The 13589-nt window shown below is 54.9% G+C and carries 23 protein-coding genes and 1 pseudogene; 19 read left to right on the top strand and 5 right to left on the bottom strand.

Annotated elements, in window-relative coordinates:
* Positions 1 to 3 precede the first annotated feature (3 nt).
* Entirely contained in the window at positions 4 to 186 is a 183-nt protein-coding gene (locus HKD28_RS13960) for a hypothetical protein (protein ID WP_194268843.1), read from the bottom strand.
* A 111-nt stretch (positions 187 to 297) separates the two neighbouring features.
* Here HKD28_RS13960 and HKD28_RS13955 point away from each other — a divergent pair, with 111 nt between their 5' ends.
* The 9 genes from HKD28_RS13955 to HKD28_RS13915 all read left to right on the top strand — a co-directional run bounded on the left by HKD28_RS13955 (position 298) and on the right by HKD28_RS13915 (position 4369).
* Positions 298 to 576, top strand: a complete 279-nt coding sequence (locus HKD28_RS13955; RefSeq protein ID WP_062448114.1) for a hypothetical protein — start codon at positions 298 to 300, stop codon at positions 574 to 576.
* The gene (locus tag HKD28_RS13950; protein ID WP_194268842.1) at positions 552 to 740 is read left to right on the top strand and encodes a hypothetical protein; all 189 of its coding nucleotides are present in this window, start codon (positions 552 to 554) and stop codon (positions 738 to 740) included. The genes HKD28_RS13955 and HKD28_RS13950 overlap by 25 nt, the downstream gene beginning before the upstream one ends.
* Positions 737 to 955, top strand: a complete 219-nt coding sequence (locus HKD28_RS13945) for a helix-turn-helix domain-containing protein (protein ID WP_194268841.1) — start codon at positions 737 to 739, stop codon at positions 953 to 955. The genes HKD28_RS13950 and HKD28_RS13945 overlap by 4 nt, the downstream gene beginning before the upstream one ends.
* Positions 952 to 1224 carry a DUF2312 domain-containing protein gene (locus tag HKD28_RS13940; RefSeq protein ID WP_194268840.1) on the top strand — a complete coding sequence of 91 codons (273 nt, stop codon included), beginning with the start codon at positions 952 to 954 and terminating at the stop codon, positions 1222 to 1224. Before HKD28_RS13945 ends, HKD28_RS13940 begins: the two co-directional genes overlap by 4 nt.
* Positions 1221 to 1757, top strand: a complete 537-nt coding sequence (locus HKD28_RS13935) for an HNH endonuclease signature motif containing protein (RefSeq protein WP_194268839.1) — start codon at positions 1221 to 1223, stop codon at positions 1755 to 1757. The genes HKD28_RS13940 and HKD28_RS13935 overlap by 4 nt, the downstream gene beginning before the upstream one ends.
* Positions 1754 to 2194 (top strand): hypothetical protein, encoded by a 441-nt coding sequence (locus HKD28_RS13930; RefSeq protein WP_194268838.1) that lies wholly within the window; start codon positions 1754 to 1756, stop codon positions 2192 to 2194. The genes HKD28_RS13935 and HKD28_RS13930 overlap by 4 nt, the downstream gene beginning before the upstream one ends.
* Complete coding sequence (locus HKD28_RS13925) at positions 2191 to 3024, top strand: hypothetical protein (RefSeq protein ID WP_194268837.1); 834 nt, start codon at positions 2191 to 2193, stop codon at positions 3022 to 3024. Before HKD28_RS13930 ends, HKD28_RS13925 begins: the two co-directional genes overlap by 4 nt.
* A gap of 2 nt (positions 3025 to 3026) precedes the next feature.
* On the top strand, positions 3027 to 3632 hold the full coding sequence (locus tag HKD28_RS13920; RefSeq protein WP_194268836.1) for a hypothetical protein: 606 nt from the start codon (positions 3027 to 3029) through the stop codon (positions 3630 to 3632).
* A gap of 242 nt (positions 3633 to 3874) precedes the next feature.
* The gene (locus tag HKD28_RS13915) at positions 3875 to 4369 is read left to right on the top strand and encodes a hypothetical protein (RefSeq protein WP_194268835.1); all 495 of its coding nucleotides are present in this window, start codon (positions 3875 to 3877) and stop codon (positions 4367 to 4369) included.
* 27 nt (positions 4370 to 4396) lie between these two features.
* On the opposite strand, the gene HKD28_RS13910 is transcribed toward HKD28_RS13915, so the two are convergent.
* Together HKD28_RS13910 and HKD28_RS13905 are read right to left on the bottom strand one after the other, a co-directional pair.
* Entirely contained in the window at positions 4397 to 4747 is a 351-nt protein-coding gene (locus tag HKD28_RS13910) for a hypothetical protein (RefSeq protein WP_194268834.1), read from the bottom strand.
* Positions 4744 to 5289 carry a phage antirepressor KilAC domain-containing protein gene (locus HKD28_RS13905; RefSeq protein WP_235993508.1) on the bottom strand — a complete coding sequence of 182 codons (546 nt, stop codon included), beginning with the start codon at positions 5287 to 5289 and terminating at the stop codon, positions 4744 to 4746. The genes HKD28_RS13910 and HKD28_RS13905 overlap by 4 nt, the downstream gene beginning before the upstream one ends.
* A 609-nt stretch (positions 5290 to 5898) precedes the next feature.
* Between HKD28_RS13905 and HKD28_RS15805 the strand changes: the two genes are divergently transcribed.
* The 3 genes from HKD28_RS15805 (at position 5899) to HKD28_RS13890 (ending at position 7083) form a co-directional block, all read left to right on the top strand.
* Positions 5899 to 6468: a hypothetical protein gene (locus tag HKD28_RS15805; protein ID WP_235993506.1), complete on the top strand. Its 570-nt coding sequence runs from the start codon at positions 5899 to 5901 to the stop codon at positions 6466 to 6468.
* Positions 6455 to 6649 carry a hypothetical protein gene (locus tag HKD28_RS13895; RefSeq protein ID WP_194268832.1) on the top strand — a complete coding sequence of 65 codons (195 nt, stop codon included), beginning with the start codon at positions 6455 to 6457 and terminating at the stop codon, positions 6647 to 6649. The genes HKD28_RS15805 and HKD28_RS13895 overlap by 14 nt, the downstream gene beginning before the upstream one ends.
* Positions 6650 to 6762: 113 nt before the next feature.
* Positions 6763 to 7083 carry a hypothetical protein gene (locus HKD28_RS13890; protein ID WP_194268831.1) on the top strand — a complete coding sequence of 107 codons (321 nt, stop codon included), beginning with the start codon at positions 6763 to 6765 and terminating at the stop codon, positions 7081 to 7083.
* Between the two features lie 538 nt (positions 7084 to 7621).
* Here the strand turns inward: HKD28_RS13890 and HKD28_RS13885 are convergent.
* Positions 7622 to 8284, bottom strand: a complete 663-nt coding sequence (locus HKD28_RS13885) for an Abi-alpha family protein (RefSeq protein WP_194268830.1) — start codon at positions 8282 to 8284, stop codon at positions 7622 to 7624.
* Between the two features lie 62 nt (positions 8285 to 8346).
* Here HKD28_RS13885 and HKD28_RS13880 point away from each other — a divergent pair, with 62 nt between their 5' ends.
* The 7 genes from HKD28_RS13880 (at position 8347) to HKD28_RS13855 (ending at position 13487) form a co-directional block, all read left to right on the top strand.
* The gene (locus HKD28_RS13880) at positions 8347 to 8979 is read left to right on the top strand and encodes a hypothetical protein (protein WP_194268829.1); all 633 of its coding nucleotides are present in this window, start codon (positions 8347 to 8349) and stop codon (positions 8977 to 8979) included.
* 60 nt (positions 8980 to 9039) lie between these two features.
* Positions 9040 to 9390 (top strand): hypothetical protein, encoded by a 351-nt coding sequence (locus tag HKD28_RS13875; RefSeq protein WP_194268828.1) that lies wholly within the window; start codon positions 9040 to 9042, stop codon positions 9388 to 9390.
* Positions 9391 to 9561: 171 nt separating this feature from the next.
* Positions 9562 to 10023, top strand: coding sequence for a hypothetical protein (locus HKD28_RS13870; protein WP_235993504.1), 462 nt, complete (start codon positions 9562 to 9564; stop codon positions 10021 to 10023).
* A 3-nt stretch (positions 10024 to 10026) separates the two neighbouring features.
* Entirely contained in the window at positions 10027 to 11337 is a 1311-nt protein-coding gene (locus HKD28_RS13865) for a phage terminase large subunit (protein WP_194268827.1), read from the top strand.
* Between the two features lie 9 nt (positions 11338 to 11346).
* Complete coding sequence (locus tag HKD28_RS13860; protein WP_235993502.1) at positions 11347 to 12600, top strand: DUF1073 domain-containing protein; 1254 nt, start codon at positions 11347 to 11349, stop codon at positions 12598 to 12600.
* Positions 12601 to 12633: 33 nt separating this feature from the next.
* Positions 12634 to 12870, top strand: coding sequence for a hypothetical protein (locus HKD28_RS15800; RefSeq protein WP_235993501.1), 237 nt, complete (start codon positions 12634 to 12636; stop codon positions 12868 to 12870).
* Positions 12871 to 12947: 77 nt separating this feature from the next.
* Positions 12948 to 13487: a hypothetical protein gene (locus HKD28_RS13855; RefSeq protein ID WP_194268826.1), complete on the top strand. Its 540-nt coding sequence runs from the start codon at positions 12948 to 12950 to the stop codon at positions 13485 to 13487.
* Here the strand turns inward: HKD28_RS13855 and HKD28_RS15795 are convergent.
* A pseudogene (locus HKD28_RS15795) lies at positions 13392 to 13589 on the bottom strand (hypothetical protein); the annotation flags it as partial. The gene HKD28_RS13855 and the pseudogene HKD28_RS15795 overlap by 96 nt on opposite strands.

Raw genomic sequence — 13589 nt, 5'->3', positions numbered from 1 at the left:
GCCTCAGCCCCAGATGTCCGCTCCAACCAACATCGCCAGTTTGAGCGCCAAGTGGTCTTTGACCTCCTGCGGCTGCCGACTGTGCAGAGCGCCCCAGAGTTGGGCGTCCCGGCACAGTGCGGCGGCAAGGTGCGGCGTGTCCGCGTCGATCTCGAATTGTGGCGTCTGGGGCGGCTCTCCTTCCATCGTGGTTGCTCCTTCTCTGCTCGGTGACACGGCAGAGAATGGAGGAAGCCAGTGCGGAATGATTGGTCAAAAACCCGCCCAAATGGGCGCAATTTTTACATGGATGGGCGCATGAACGCGCTTTCACGTCCCGTCAAAGAAGCCCTGCTCGAAGTGATTGGCCGCGAATTTCGCCCGCTCCGCTTCGCGCAAGAAATGCTGGCCCGCGCTTCAGGAAAGACGCCGAGAGCCGCACGAAACTGGCTGGATGGTCGATGCACGCCCGATGCCGAGGCGCTGATCGAGCTGATGGCCTCCTGCAACTCCATTGCGGACGAGGTTGAACGCCTCGTCGCAGAGCGCCGCAAGGCGCGTGAGGACACACAATGCCCTGGTTCACCCTTAAACTAGGCCGGTGCGGGTTCGGCCATCACGCGGGGCCGCCTCCGTCATACCGGTTTGCGTGGCTGCGCATTCTCTGGCGCGACTGGGATGCCTGGTCCGCTTGGGCTGAGGCTGAGATGGCCCGGTACCGCCGTGCGCTGGATGCTGCGCGGGAGGAGCTTCGGAAATGACCGAGCGTCCGATTTCAGAAGCGCAATCAATCGTCAGCGATGCGGTCGAGCTGGCCGGAGGTCAGCACGCGCTGGCTCGCGCGTTGCGCATCAACCAGTCCGATATTTCCCAGGCCGTGAATAATGGCCGACCCGACGCACGCAACCGGGTTCTGAATGCCCTTGGTTACGCCGTGGTTGAAACGATCCACCCGATGAAGGGACAGAACCGATGACCGATATGACAGGCCATAACTCCGCCGCTGTGGGCGGCATCGCGGCGGATCGCCTACGCTCCATCATCGAGCGGGTCGAGCGCCTGGAAGAAGAGCGCAAAGCTCTCGCTGGCGACATCAAAGACATTTTCTCCGAAGCCAAGTCGGCCGGCTTCTGCTCTAAAACTATCAAACAGATCATCAGGATCCGCAAGATGGAGCCGGCAGATGTTGAAGAGGCTGAAACGCTCTTAGACATATATCGGCGCGCGCTCGGGATGGGGGCGTGAAAGTGAAAGCCATTATTTGGAAATCTGTACCGGGGTTGGAGCACTATGAAGTCTCCAACTGCGGAGATTTACGCATTGCGCTGAACAGTGACAGACGAGGAGTTGGGAGACGCCTGCGCGGATTTGTCGATGTGGACGGATATATCCGTTACTCACTCACTGATACGGATGGGAAAAGCCTCAACAAATCAGCGCACGCTCTCGTCGCAATGGCTTTTCTTGGACCAAAGCCGAGCATCACGCATGAGGTGGCCCACAATAATGGGTCACGTTTATGCAATATTGTTGAAAACTTGCGGTGGGCAACTCGACGTCAGAATGACGCCGATCGACGCAGGCACGGCACAGACCCGCGTGGCACCAGAAACGGCCGTGCAACAATAACCGAAGACGATGTGCGATATATTCGTCGTCGATATCGAGAATTAAAAACTCTCAGATTGCCTGTGGCTGAGTTGGATAAGAAATTCTCCCTCTGTCGCGCGCAAATCATCCGTATTGCTCAAGGTCAAGCGTGGAGACACGTGCAATGACCCGGAAAATCACCTTCACCCTACCCGCGCCATATCCGCTTGTGAACCGCACGACTGGCTACAGCCACTTCACAGCAACGAGGCAGAAGAAGCAGATGCAGCGCGAAGTCATGGCTGTGGCGTATCACCTGCGCCCGTCTGTGCCGTTTGAGCGGGCGCATGTCCTGATCGAGCGCCATTCTGTCGGAACGCCTGATACGGACAATCTGGCGGGCTCTGCCAAGCGTCTAATCGACTGCCTGACGACACCTTGCCCGCTTGTTGTGCGGACGCTAGGCGCTCGCCAGCGCATCAAGAACAAGCGCGGGCTGGGCTTTATCGTGGACGATGGGCCGAAGCATCTCGTACTTGATGTGAAGGCCGTGAAGTGTCGCCTGTGCGAACAGAGGACGGTCGTTACGATCACTGAAATTGTGGGCGCAGAGGTGGCGGCATGAGCGCACGCAGATGGGCAAAGTTTTGGTGGCAGGACTGGCAACGCGACCCGGCGCTGCGAATGTGCTCGCTCGCAGCACGTGGCGCTTGGATCGAGATGCTGTGCTTGATGGCAGACGCTGATCCGGTCGGACACCTGCTAGTCAATGGGCGCTCGCCAAACATGCGGCAGCTCTCCGCTGTGCTCGGATGCTCTGAACGCGAGGCAACCAAGCTGGTGGCTGAACTCGAAGAAAACGGAGTTTTTAGCCGTTCCGAAGATGGCACCATCTTCAGCCGCCGTATGGTCAGGGATAAGGCCATCAGCGATGAAGCCGCTGCCAACGGTAAGAAAGGGGGTAATCCCAACATTATCGGAAAGGGAAAGCGCAAGGTTAAGGGTGAAGACGCAGAGGGGTTAACCCCCTCCCTTAAGGCAAACGCAACCCCTCCCCTTAAACACCAAGAAACAGAAGCAGAAGCAGATACAGAAAGAAAGAACTCACTGCGTGAGTTAGAAAGCGCGCCTGCCGACGCGCCACCCGCTCCCGCACCGAAATCGGAAAAGCCGAAACGGGCCTCCCGCCTCCTTGCCGACTGGCAGCCGACCCCCGAGCAAATCCAGTTCGCCGAGGCCAACCAGGTCGATCCGGTCCGGACTGCCGAGGTGTTCCGCGACTACTGGCTCGGTGTGCCGGGCACCAAGGGCTGTAAGGCCGACTGGGACGCGACGTGGCGGAACTGGGTTCGGCGTGAGGACGGGATGCGGTCGCAGGCTGCCCCGAGCAAGGCGCAGCAACGGGCCGACAACGCGGAAGCGTGGAAATCCGGCGTGATGCTGGAGGGGTACTGACCATGGCAGACATCGCAAAAATCCACCGTGGCACCGTCGCCAAGTCTGTGGCCTACGCTCCGGCAAGCGGAGACCTCAGGGCCCTGATCGCAGCCAAGCGCGAAGGGTACCTTTGGCGCTCCGACCTGACGCCCGATCGCCTTTCCGCAGTTCGCCGCCAGCTCGCTATGGCTGAAGCCGCGCTGATGCCGCCGCCGTTCGAGGGAATCAAGACCTGGCTGGCCAAGCTCGCAACGCTGGTCTCGAACGCTCCAGTCCCGTCCGGCGAAATCTGCGCGGTCTTTGCCGAGGTCTGTGCTGACATTCCCGATGGCGCATGGGCCCCGGAAACCCGGATCGCATGGACACGGCAGGCGGACCGGAAAGGCTATCCTGTTGGATCGCGCTGGCCCGCGCCGGGTGAGCTGTACGCGCATCTCCGGCCTTTTGCCGAGCAGATCCGGTCCGAGGTGGCTGGGCTACGGGAGATCCTTGCCATGGCGGAAAAGCCGCATGAGCCGGAGCGCAAGCGGCCGGATCGGGCAGAACTGGCTCGGGCTGGTACTTTGGCCGATGCGGTTATCCGCGAGCTGCGTGCAGCCGGTGGAGAAATGGAGAACCGGACATGATGCAACGAAACATCCCGGATATTATGCACGGAGAGGTACCGCCTTTGGCCCCTGAGTGCGGTGTGGGATGTAAGGCGATACCACGATGATGCGAAAACGTCTACGGCCAATGGCGATGCCTCTACGGCTTTGTTCGATAATTATGGAACAATAAACAGCGAGGGCGGTGTTTTTCATTATTCCTTAATCGAACCAAATGCAGTATTATTCATAAACTTATTTATGAATTGAGGATTATTTTTGTGTCTTTACTAGATGGCTTTGTTAACGGAAAAGAACAAGCAAAAAGACTCGAAGACATCTTGAGATTTGAAGGTGAATTAGATGGTCTCTTTCTGAAAAAAGAGACTGAATTAGGTGATGCCTGTGATGCCGACACTATAGACAAAAAAATTGAACTCAAAAAGAAATGGTATGACTTTAAGAAAATATGCTGGGAAATGGAAAATGCAAGACTAAACAGATCGCTAGCTGAATTTGCGGCGCTATTTTCTGCTGCTGGATTTCTTATTCCCTACTGGACCTATAATGTCTCGGTCATCCAGAAAAATGATCCCAACGTGAACCATTGGTTAGCTATAGGAGTCACAATTTTGGCCGTGATCACAGGCGCGTGTTATATTTATAAGTTCGTAAAATTACATAATTTCGTAAAATTACATAATATTGTCGCAAAATTAGCTCGCTTCACAAAAAAGAAAGAGCAACCCGCCGACCAAAAAAATATATCTACCTAAAAACCGCCCCGAAAGGCGGCTCCATAGTCAGGCTGCTGCCAGCGACCGGGCAGCGCCCTTCCCTGCTTTTACCGAGGTAGCGGCGGGCACTGGGACATACCGCCTGAGAACCTTCACCTGTAAAAATTCAGGCACTTTGGTGGAATAGAAGCCAGACACATACGGAATGAGCGCGCTGCGTATGCGGGCCAGTCGTGCCCGGTCCTCTGGATGGTTTTTCGCGATGGGCGCGACATAGATCTCGCCTTTCGTCCCAATGGCCACGGCTTCCGTTCCCGGTTCGAGATCGTAGTCCGTTGCGTCAAAGCATAGCATCTTACCCTCGACCATGACGGCGCCTGTAACCCGTGCGTCCTGCCGGGTGGTCAGCGCGTTCATGACGCCGGCTCCGGGGATTTGGCGAAAGGGCGCGCCTCCATCTGCATCAGGTCCGGATCAATCTTCGCGCCCGGCACGATCTGGGCCAGTTTTGCAAGACCCTTCGGCAGAACCTTCACCGTGTCGCGGGTCTTTTCCTCGCCGTTCGGGTCTGTGTAGGTGGCGATCTTGTGCCAGAGATACCCGGCGTCGATCTTGGCTTGATAGGCCAGCCAGTTCTTCGCGTTGTTCCGGCGATAAATCCACTGTGACGTGGCCATGAACGCAATCAGCGCCTTGGGCTTGATCTGGAGGATCTTCGCCGCTTCCGTCAGGCCGTATGATCCGTCTGCCGTGCTGATCCGGTCGAGGGCGGCTACCTTTGGCGCAGCTGCGTCAATTAGGGCTTTCTGGCGTTCGATTTCCTCTTGCTGGTCCAGTGCCAACATCAGGGCTTCGCGCATGTTGGTCGGGGCTTTGAAGGTTGGTGCGGCTTCAAGCTCCATTAAGCGGTCAATCACCTTGAGGCGCAGATCGGCCCGATAGCCGGTGATCAGGTTCATGGTCAGGTTTTTGGGGAGAGCGTATTCCTCGTATTCCTGCCCGTTTTGGGGGTGTGTCCAAGTTTGGACATACCCTTTTTCGTCTAGCTTCAGGTCTGCAAGCATCTTCTCAACATCGCGCCGAACGTGTTGATGATTTTCCCCGTCAGTTCCGCGATTTCGCGGGAAGACATGGTAACGGCGATATTGGCGAGTGACGCGCTCATGCCTCGTCTCCCTTCACCATGATCGGCGTGATCGTCACGGAGAACTTCCGGTCGAACAGAAGACGAAAAGTCGCAATTGTGGTATGAATGGCTTTAGCCATGGCCGGGTAATCTCCGGTTGGTGGTTAGGGCCGCTTGCGAGGTGCGAACTCGCTTGCGGCCCACTTTTTATCGCGCTATAAAATCATAATGTCAATAGATAGCGCTAAGAAACCGAAAAAAGGTAGACCCCCTGTCGATAGTGAGGCGGTAAACGTCCGTATTGATCGTGATGGGCTACTTGCATTGGACGGATGGAGACGGAACCAAGAAGACCTTCCATCAAGACCTGAAGCCATTCGACGTCTTATTCAACGCGGACTGGCTTCGCACGATAGTGCCCCCACGGACGAAAACTGTCCCCATGAATGATGTTCCTGCCAGTTTTCTGGAAGCCCTTGCGGAGTTAGCCGGAGCGTTCAGGCTTTATCGGGAGACAGTGGGGCACGATGCTGTTCTTGTAGGCGGCGCTGCGACTGTTCTTTACACGGCTGGAGCATTCAGTTCAGGAGACTTCGATTTTGTCGTTATTGATGATCAGGTCTTCGGCAACGTAATGGCCAAGTGTGGATTCATCAAAGAAACCCGCTCTGGGCGCTTACACATTGGCTATTATCATCCCCAACATCCGGAATACGGCTTTCAGGCCGTTTCGGGGGCATTGTTTGATGGGCGCGCTGATCGCCGCAGGCTTGTCGCTGTAAGTGTTCGTGAAGGACGCCACATCACGCTCCCGGCGGTGGAAGATATTATAGCAGATAGGTTGGCACAGCATTCCGTCGCGCCCCCAAACGATTCATCACGCCTGGAACAGGCAAGACTTATGTTTCTTTTGGCAGCGAAAATTGATATGGAATACCTCAGGAAACGAGTTGAGGAAGAAGGTGGTGACATTAGTCTGTTACTGCCAAGGAGTGATTATGCTGCGCCTTGATGACATGCTTCACGACATCAGCGCCCGAAAGCAAGCGCTCGGCTTGACGGAGACGCCCGAGCGTATCGAAAGCCTTAGGAATAAGGGCGCCTTACGGACGCCTGCCAAAAGGGAGCTTTTGCGGCGGATGGAAAGTCGCGCCAAGGCAGCCGGGAAAGACCCTGTTCGCGCCTATTTCTGATTAGAGCGCAGAGGGTTCTCCAAGCTTAACTGGACTTCATCTCTGCCACACCGAAGTTATCCGTCGCCTGATCCAGAAGGGGCTTGAGGACGGGAAAATATCGGAGAGTAATGATGAGCGCTGATTTAGAGCAAGCCGTAACGCTGTTGAAGGCGGAATTGCCAACTCATGTTACTTGGATTCTGACTCCTTCGCCTCAAGAAGACGTGTGGTTTGTTGAGATTGTTGATCCTCAATTAACTACGTTTTCACATCTAGGACATCCCATAGCTCGCGCTGAAACCCCGGTGGATGCTGCAATGCGGGCTCTCGAAATGTGGGTGTCGAAAGGCCGAACCACGAGTGAGGAAAGACGCGCAATTATGGTTGAAAGAGATCCTGATCGTACAGTCCTTGGCCAAGGAGAGCAGAAGCCAATACATCCTGCTGCTTAAGAACATCCACGCGCGAGATGAAGTTATGACTCTTCTGAATCCTTGGGCGGAAGGGCAGTGGTGAGCGAATTCGAGTAGGCAACTCTGTCAGATTTATCTGAATATTTTCCGAGGAATTTGTCGCCTCCATATTCGAATTTCTCTATATCGAATAAATTTTTATCAATCACTTCTTCCAGTGAGGGTGCACCACAAATATTATAAATGTTATTGTGGTCGTAATTAATTTCTAATGATTTTGGTATTAGACCAAGAAAAATTATAATGGGCTATACGATGACATAATTCGGTGCCGTTCCAACGGATCATAATAACATATCGATAATCTTTGGGATTTGGCTTTTGAATCCTTGATGTTGTTCGTTCTATAATTTTCTGAATTGTTTCTTGTTTAGTCATTTGGTTTCTCAATCCTTACGCTGCGGCCAACACTCATAGCAATAGTGCAGATCTCCGTTCGGGCGCTCAACACCAAACGGTGCGCCCTTCCCGCACTTGCAGCAGTCGTAGGCCCAGCCTGATTTTGTTGGTGTCGCGGTTATATGTTTTCGGTGTCGGGGTTCGAAGGTGTGTCCTCTTGATTCCGCGAACAAACCGTTTGGTAGAAGCCGCGGCCGAGTATAGAAAGCTGGCGGTAATTTTGGTGGTTCATTTCCACCAGCCCGAGCCTCTCCAATGCGTCGTAACAAAAAGATAGTTCATAATCATTCATCGAAGAATTAGTTTGTATAAATTTACTTCTGTGTAATCTTTTTGTACTTGGAATCATTACTGGAGAAACGTGTTTTAATAATTCCTTCGTATCCTCTATCTCTTCTGAGCCTAGTATTGAAAATACCAAAGCATCCCGTGGAGAAAGTTTAGATATCAAATCGAAATATATCGGTCTAATATTTTTGTCGTCCCCGGTTGCTGCTTTAGCGAGTAAAGAAGCCCATAAATCCATGATTGTTTCATCAGTTACCCCGTCCGCATTGCGAAGAATATCTGCAATCAAGCGAGGGGAGGACGTCTCGGAAACAGGCTTGCCGGCAGCGTGCATTTTGTCCGCAGTTTTCTGAAAAAGAAGTCTTCGGCCGTAACTCAGGCCTTTGTCCCAGATACTATCTACCAAACGCTCCAGCATATGGGAGGGGTACCCGCCGGTTGCTGCGTCAACGTGTCGGAAGAATTCTATAATTTGCGAAGATGGATCACTCATAACCTGAATTTATGGCAGGTTCCTCCTTGTACAGCCACCCTCCCCTGTACTAACCTCTCCCCATGCCAGCAGCCCAGAAATCCCGTGCCGGACTCGGCGATACGATCCGCCAGTTTTCAACGCCGAAGACGGTACGAAAAACGGCATTCATTCCAGCCAAAGCGGAGGATAATTCTCCAACACCCGAACGGCTTTCGAAGGGGGATTATGAGTGGCAGGGCAAGAAGAGGATCAAGCTGAATACCGTCAACGCTCTGCACATGGCTGGCGACATTAACGGCGATGCAGTCACTGCCGCGAAATGGTGGATCTGCGATTATGTCTTTGCGAACCACGGATATTTGGACATTTTGAGTGATGTCCTGCCGTCTGGATACGAGAAGGGGAACGTGCACACATTCGCAATTTCCCGTGGGAATGCGGCTGAGCGGATCGGAATGGTTCGCGATCGGCTCGGGTTCTGCGCTCATGTGCGCCTGGAGATGATGCTGGCTCGGGAACTGTCGTTTTCAGCCATGGGAGCAGCGCTTTACCCGGCTCTCGGAAAAGCTCTTCAACGCGGGAAGGTCTCCGCTCAATGCGCGCTCGTTCTTGAGCAGCTCCCCGCGGCCTATACAGACACTCGCCGAGAAATCAGGCAGCGGATCGAACGCAATGCCGCCGAGAAAGGGCTTGTACCTGCCAGCGTGCCCTGATACGGTTGGGCAACACTGAAGAATTGCGCCTGTAGCGCAAAATATCTCGGACAATTCGCCATGCCCTCACCCGCCCTCACAGTCGGTGATGTGGTGTGGTGGAAGAATGGCCGCTATCTAGTTGTCTCCCTGACACATTACAGCGTGGCGATTTGCCCGATTGTTCTATGCCCAGTTCCAAGTCATCGGGCAGATGTGAAGCCCTCCTGGTTCGACGCGATCAATCTTCGCGTTGATTGCGAAGCTGCAATCAGGTGTGTGCCCTTTGGTGTCCCTGTTCGCTTTGTGGAACCTGCGGGATATCAGGCGACCGGGGAATTGGTGGCGCGTGTCAGGTTGGCTATCGGTCGAGAAGTTTCGGCGCGACAGCTTGAAGAAGCTCATGGTTTCTCGCTGTTGCAAGCCATGTAGCTCTGTAGGTGCTCTCGTTACGGTTCTCATTTCAAAACTGAGAGGCCTGATCTCCCTTGAGGCCGTTCCCACAGGCAAACGTAATCGACGCAACGCATAGATAGGCTCCGCCCCCATAAATGATGGGCGGTGAGACAGGCAGCGTTTTCCCATTCAAGAAGGATCAAGCCTATGGCTGGGCGAAAAGGTCTGGCTAAAGGTCGGACGACAACGAAAACAACACGCTCAACGCGTAATCCGCGTGAGATATTCCTGCAGCATCTTCGTAAAACGTCGAACATTTCGGAGTCTGCAAGAATAGCGTTGATTGACCGGGCGACCGCCTACAAATGGCGTGAGGCCGATCCCGAATTTGCCCGGGCATGGGAAGATGCGATTGACGAGGCAACCGATGCTTTGGAAGCTGAGGCACGTCGTAGGGCATTGGATGGTCACGAGGAGTACGTCATCTCTATGGGGCAGATTGTCCGCGATCCCGAGACGGGCAAACCCCTTATGCAGCGGAAGTTCAGCGACAGTCTGACTACCTTGCTTCTAAAGGCGCATCGACCTGAGAAGTACCGGGAACGGCATGACGTTCAACAGAGCGGTGCCATCGCCGTCACCATCACCTCGGATGACAATGCGCTGTAATCCATGGTTGCCACACTGAACCCCGCTCAGGCCGACGCAAATCGTCTTCTAGGCTCTCCAGCAACGCATATCCTCCTTCGCGGTGGCTCTCGGTCGGGTAAGACTTTCCTGTTGATCCGCGCCATTATCATCCGGGCGGTGAAGGCTCCGGGCTCGCGACACGGTATCTTCCGTCACCGCTTCAATGCCCTGAAGCACACGATTATCGGCGACACGTTCCCGAAGGTCATGCGACTTTGCTTTCCGGATCTGCCATACACGCTCAACCGGACTGATTGGTACGTCACCCTTCCGAATGGCTCGGAGATCCTGTTTCACGGCTTGGACAGTTCGGAGCGGACCGAGAAGATCCTCGGGCTTGAGTTCGCGACTGTTTACATGAACGAAGCAAGCCAGATCAGCTACGCGGCGCGGAATATGCTGCTGACCCGCTTGGCGCAGAAAACCTGTCTCTCGGTCAAGGAATACATCGACGCCAACCCGCCAACGACTTCGCACTGGCTCTATAGCCTGTTTGAGCGGAAGGTTGAGCCCAAGGGCGGAGACCCCCTGCCCGACCCTACCGATTATGCGACGATGCAGATCAACCCGGACGCGAACCGAGCAAACCTGTCGCCCGAATATCTGAAACAGCTTGAATCCCTGCCCGAGAAGGAACGTCAGCGCTTTCTATTTGGCAATTACCAGACAGCCATTGATGGTGCGCTTTGGACTCTGGACCTTATCAAACGCTCGGCACCGATAGCGGATGCAAACCGCGGTGGGGTGCTGTTGCAGATGCGTCGAATTGTTGTCTCAGTCGACCCCTCCGGATGCTCCGGTCCCGAAGACTATCGTTCTGACGAAATTGGCATTGCGGTGACGGGAGTGGACCGTGATGGCACTGGTCACGTTCTTGCTGATCTCACCTGTCGTCAGGGACCAGCAGGGTGGGCAAAAGTCGCTCTGGATGCACTGGATCTGTGGAAAGCGGATCGGATTGTCGCTGAACGGAACTTTGGCGGCGCGATGGTTGAGCAGACGATCCGGTCTGTCCGGGCAACTGCTCCGGTTAAACTGGTCACGGCCTCCCGCGGGAAATATGCTCGAGCCGAGCCAATTGCCGCCCTCTACGAACAGGGCAAGGTCATGCATCACGGCCGCTTCCCGGATCTTGAGGACCAGATGTGCCAGTTCTCGGCCTCCGGCTTCCAAGGCGCCCGCTCACCCGACCGTGCGGACGCGATGGTCTGGGGTCTGACGGAAGTCATGCTTGAGGACCAGCCGTCTAACGGCTTCCGGCGTCTAACCCCCGCTGAAATGGCAATGATCTAGGATTTATCTATGTGGCCTTTTACCCGCAAGCGAGCAGTGGACAATACGCGCGCTCGGGTGGAACCGCGCATTGCCGAGGCAACCCCCTTTCCATTCAATGGGGACGTATGGCGCGAGGTGGAGCGTGGCCTCTCTCGTGGGGCGGACCGGCCTTCATACGCCCTTTACCGTCCACTTGACGGCGTCCGGCCGAAGGCATCTCCCATTGCGCAGGACAGCGCCATACCGCCTGCCGTTCAGAACTTCATGAATAACGCTGTGGCAGATGGGGTGGCCTTCATGGGCTATCCGCGCCTGGCCGCCATGGCTCAGCGGGCCGAATACCGTCACATCGTCGGAACACTGGCCGAGGAATCTACCCGCGAATGGATCGAGTTTCGTGCAGCGGACGGAGAAGATAAATCAGAACGCCTGAAGGATCTCCGATCAGAATTTACGCGCCTGAAGGTACGGGACCGGTTTCGTCAACTCTCGGAATATGACGGCTTCTATGGTCTGGGGATGCTTTATCTGGATACAGGCTTGCCGACACGTTCTCCGGATCTTGCCACACCTCTTCTCGTCGAACCTGAAACCATCGGCATTGGCGCTCTCAAGTCGCTGCGGGTAATTGACCCGATCTGGATTAGTCCGAACGACTACAACGCTGCAGACCCCCTAAAATCCGCTTTCTATCGCCCATCCACATGGTGGGTGCAGGGCGCGAACCTGCACGAAAGTCGTCTTTTGCGTTTCGTATCTCGCGACGTGCCAGACATTCTGAAGCCATCATACAATTTTGGCGGGATGTCTCTGGCCCAGATGGCCAAGCCTTATGTCGATAACTGGCTCAGAACACGACAGTCCGTGGCAGATCTTATTAACGGCTGCTCCATCGTTAATCTGAAAACCGATCTCATGGCCACCATGCAAAAAGTAGGCGTTGGCGGCCTAATTGACCGCGTGCAGTCATTTATCAAGTTTCGCTCCAACCGTGGCGTTATGCTTACGGACAAGGAAAAGGAAGAGCTTCAGATCCTTTCGGCCAATCTGGCGGGGCTGGACAAGCTTCAGGCTCAGGCACTGGAACAAATCTGTGTTGTCGCCCAGATGCCGCTGGTCAAGTTTACGGGTATCTCTCCATCCGGGCTCAATGCTTCGTCAGATGGTGAAATCAGGGTCTGGTATGACCGGGTCGCCGCCTATCAGGAACAGTTCTTCCGGCCTCACCTCACGCGAGTGATGCGCATCATCATGCTGTCTCTCTGGGGGGAGATTGATTAAAGCATTGATTTTGCATTCATCCCGCTCTGGCAGATGGATGACGCCGCAAAGGCTGCGATCCTCAAGACCAAGGCTGATACCGTGGTTGAACTGATCGAAGCCGGGGTCGTATCGCCAGAGGAAGGGCGCAAGGTCGTGGCTGACGACCCGGATAGCCCGTTTGACGGCATTGATGTTGATGATGTTCCGCCGCCCCCAGAAGATGGAGACGATCATATCTCGCTGTTGTCAGATCCGGCGGCGGGGAATGTAGGGGCAAGTGGGGTTTAGGGGGCATCTCGATCAATCAAGGCGAACCTACATAAACATTGAGCCGCCCTTCGGCGCACTTTTGATCGGAGATCGCCATGGCTTTACGTTGCGTGTCTGCGCAGCAGCGTAAGCATCCTAAGACACTCAAGCCTGTCCGACCCAATGCCGGAGTTGAGATTGCCTACTATAAGGCGCTAATGGCTCTGATCGACGAAATGGACGCAAGCCTGACTTACTGGCTGAAGGCCAGCTACCGAAAGCATGAAGCCACCATTGCGCAGGACAGCGTGGCGGACGAACTTCAGAAGGTCATGAACCGTCTGACGGTGCGCTGGCGCAGTCTGTTCGATGACCGGGCGCGGAAGATGGCGGAGACGCAGGCGGGGAAGTGGCAGAAGGGCGCTGACACATCGCTGATGAGCAAGCTGAAGCAGGCCGGATTTGCAGTGAAGTTCCGACCATCTAAGGCTGTGACGGATGTGTTAGATGGCGTAATCAATGAGAACGTCGAGCTGATCAAAAGCATCGCCGAGCAGCATTTAAGCGACGTCTCGGCGATGGTTCAGCGTTCCGTCATGGCCGGGCGCGATCTGTCCACGCTGACCACCGAATTGCAGGACCGCTACGGTGTTTAGTCCCGGGATTTGATGGGTTGGATTGATGATGAATCTTTCTAGCTCTGAAGTCCAGATTTTGCAGACGTATTCGTAAGGGGTAAGGCCACTGAGGGTCTTGAG

The organism is Gluconobacter cadivus (assembly GCF_015244745.1).
Classification (GTDB): Bacteria; Pseudomonadota; Alphaproteobacteria; order Acetobacterales; family Acetobacteraceae; genus Gluconobacter; species Gluconobacter cadivus.
Note: the sequence above shows the minus strand (reverse complement) of the source record. Positions and strands in the feature narration are given on the sequence as shown.

Bases quoted from the DNA above. Each gene is read 5' to 3' on its own strand.
- HKD28_RS13960 (WP_194268843.1), bottom strand. From the start codon at position 186: ATGGAAGGAGAGCCGCCCCAGACGCCACAATTCGAGATCGACGCGGAC.
- HKD28_RS13955 (WP_062448114.1), top strand. From the start codon at position 298: ATGAACGCGCTTTCACGTCCCGTCAAAGAAGCCCTGCTCGAAGTGATT.
- HKD28_RS13950 (WP_194268842.1), top strand. From the start codon at position 552: ATGCCCTGGTTCACCCTTAAACTAGGCCGGTGCGGGTTCGGCCATCAC.
- HKD28_RS13945 (WP_194268841.1), top strand. From the start codon at position 737: ATGACCGAGCGTCCGATTTCAGAAGCGCAATCAATCGTCAGCGATGCG.
- HKD28_RS13940 (WP_194268840.1), top strand. From the start codon at position 952: ATGACCGATATGACAGGCCATAACTCCGCCGCTGTGGGCGGCATCGCG.
- HKD28_RS13930 (WP_194268838.1), top strand. From the start codon at position 1,754: ATGACCCGGAAAATCACCTTCACCCTACCCGCGCCATATCCGCTTGTG.
- HKD28_RS13925 (WP_194268837.1), top strand. From the start codon at position 2,191: ATGAGCGCACGCAGATGGGCAAAGTTTTGGTGGCAGGACTGGCAACGC.
- HKD28_RS13920 (WP_194268836.1), top strand. From the start codon at position 3,027: ATGGCAGACATCGCAAAAATCCACCGTGGCACCGTCGCCAAGTCTGTG.
- HKD28_RS13910 (WP_194268834.1), bottom strand. From the start codon at position 4,747: ATGAACGCGCTGACCACCCGGCAGGACGCACGGGTTACAGGCGCCGTC.
- HKD28_RS13905 (WP_235993508.1), bottom strand. From the start codon at position 5,289: ATGAACCTGATCACCGGCTATCGGGCCGATCTGCGCCTCAAGGTGATT.
- HKD28_RS15805 (WP_235993506.1), top strand. From the start codon at position 5,899: ATGAATGATGTTCCTGCCAGTTTTCTGGAAGCCCTTGCGGAGTTAGCC.
- HKD28_RS13895 (WP_194268832.1), top strand. From the start codon at position 6,455: ATGCTGCGCCTTGATGACATGCTTCACGACATCAGCGCCCGAAAGCAA.
- HKD28_RS13890 (WP_194268831.1), top strand. From the start codon at position 6,763: ATGAGCGCTGATTTAGAGCAAGCCGTAACGCTGTTGAAGGCGGAATTG.
- HKD28_RS13885 (WP_194268830.1), bottom strand. From the start codon at position 8,284: ATGAGTGATCCATCTTCGCAAATTATAGAATTCTTCCGACACGTTGAC.
- HKD28_RS13880 (WP_194268829.1), top strand. From the start codon at position 8,347: ATGCCAGCAGCCCAGAAATCCCGTGCCGGACTCGGCGATACGATCCGC.
- HKD28_RS13875 (WP_194268828.1), top strand. From the start codon at position 9,040: ATGCCCTCACCCGCCCTCACAGTCGGTGATGTGGTGTGGTGGAAGAAT.
- HKD28_RS13870 (WP_235993504.1), top strand. From the start codon at position 9,562: ATGGCTGGGCGAAAAGGTCTGGCTAAAGGTCGGACGACAACGAAAACA.
- HKD28_RS13865 (WP_194268827.1), top strand. From the start codon at position 10,027: ATGGTTGCCACACTGAACCCCGCTCAGGCCGACGCAAATCGTCTTCTA.
- HKD28_RS13860 (WP_235993502.1), top strand. From the start codon at position 11,347: ATGTGGCCTTTTACCCGCAAGCGAGCAGTGGACAATACGCGCGCTCGG.
- HKD28_RS15800 (WP_235993501.1), top strand. From the start codon at position 12,634: ATGGATGACGCCGCAAAGGCTGCGATCCTCAAGACCAAGGCTGATACC.
- HKD28_RS13855 (WP_194268826.1), top strand. From the start codon at position 12,948: ATGGCTTTACGTTGCGTGTCTGCGCAGCAGCGTAAGCATCCTAAGACA.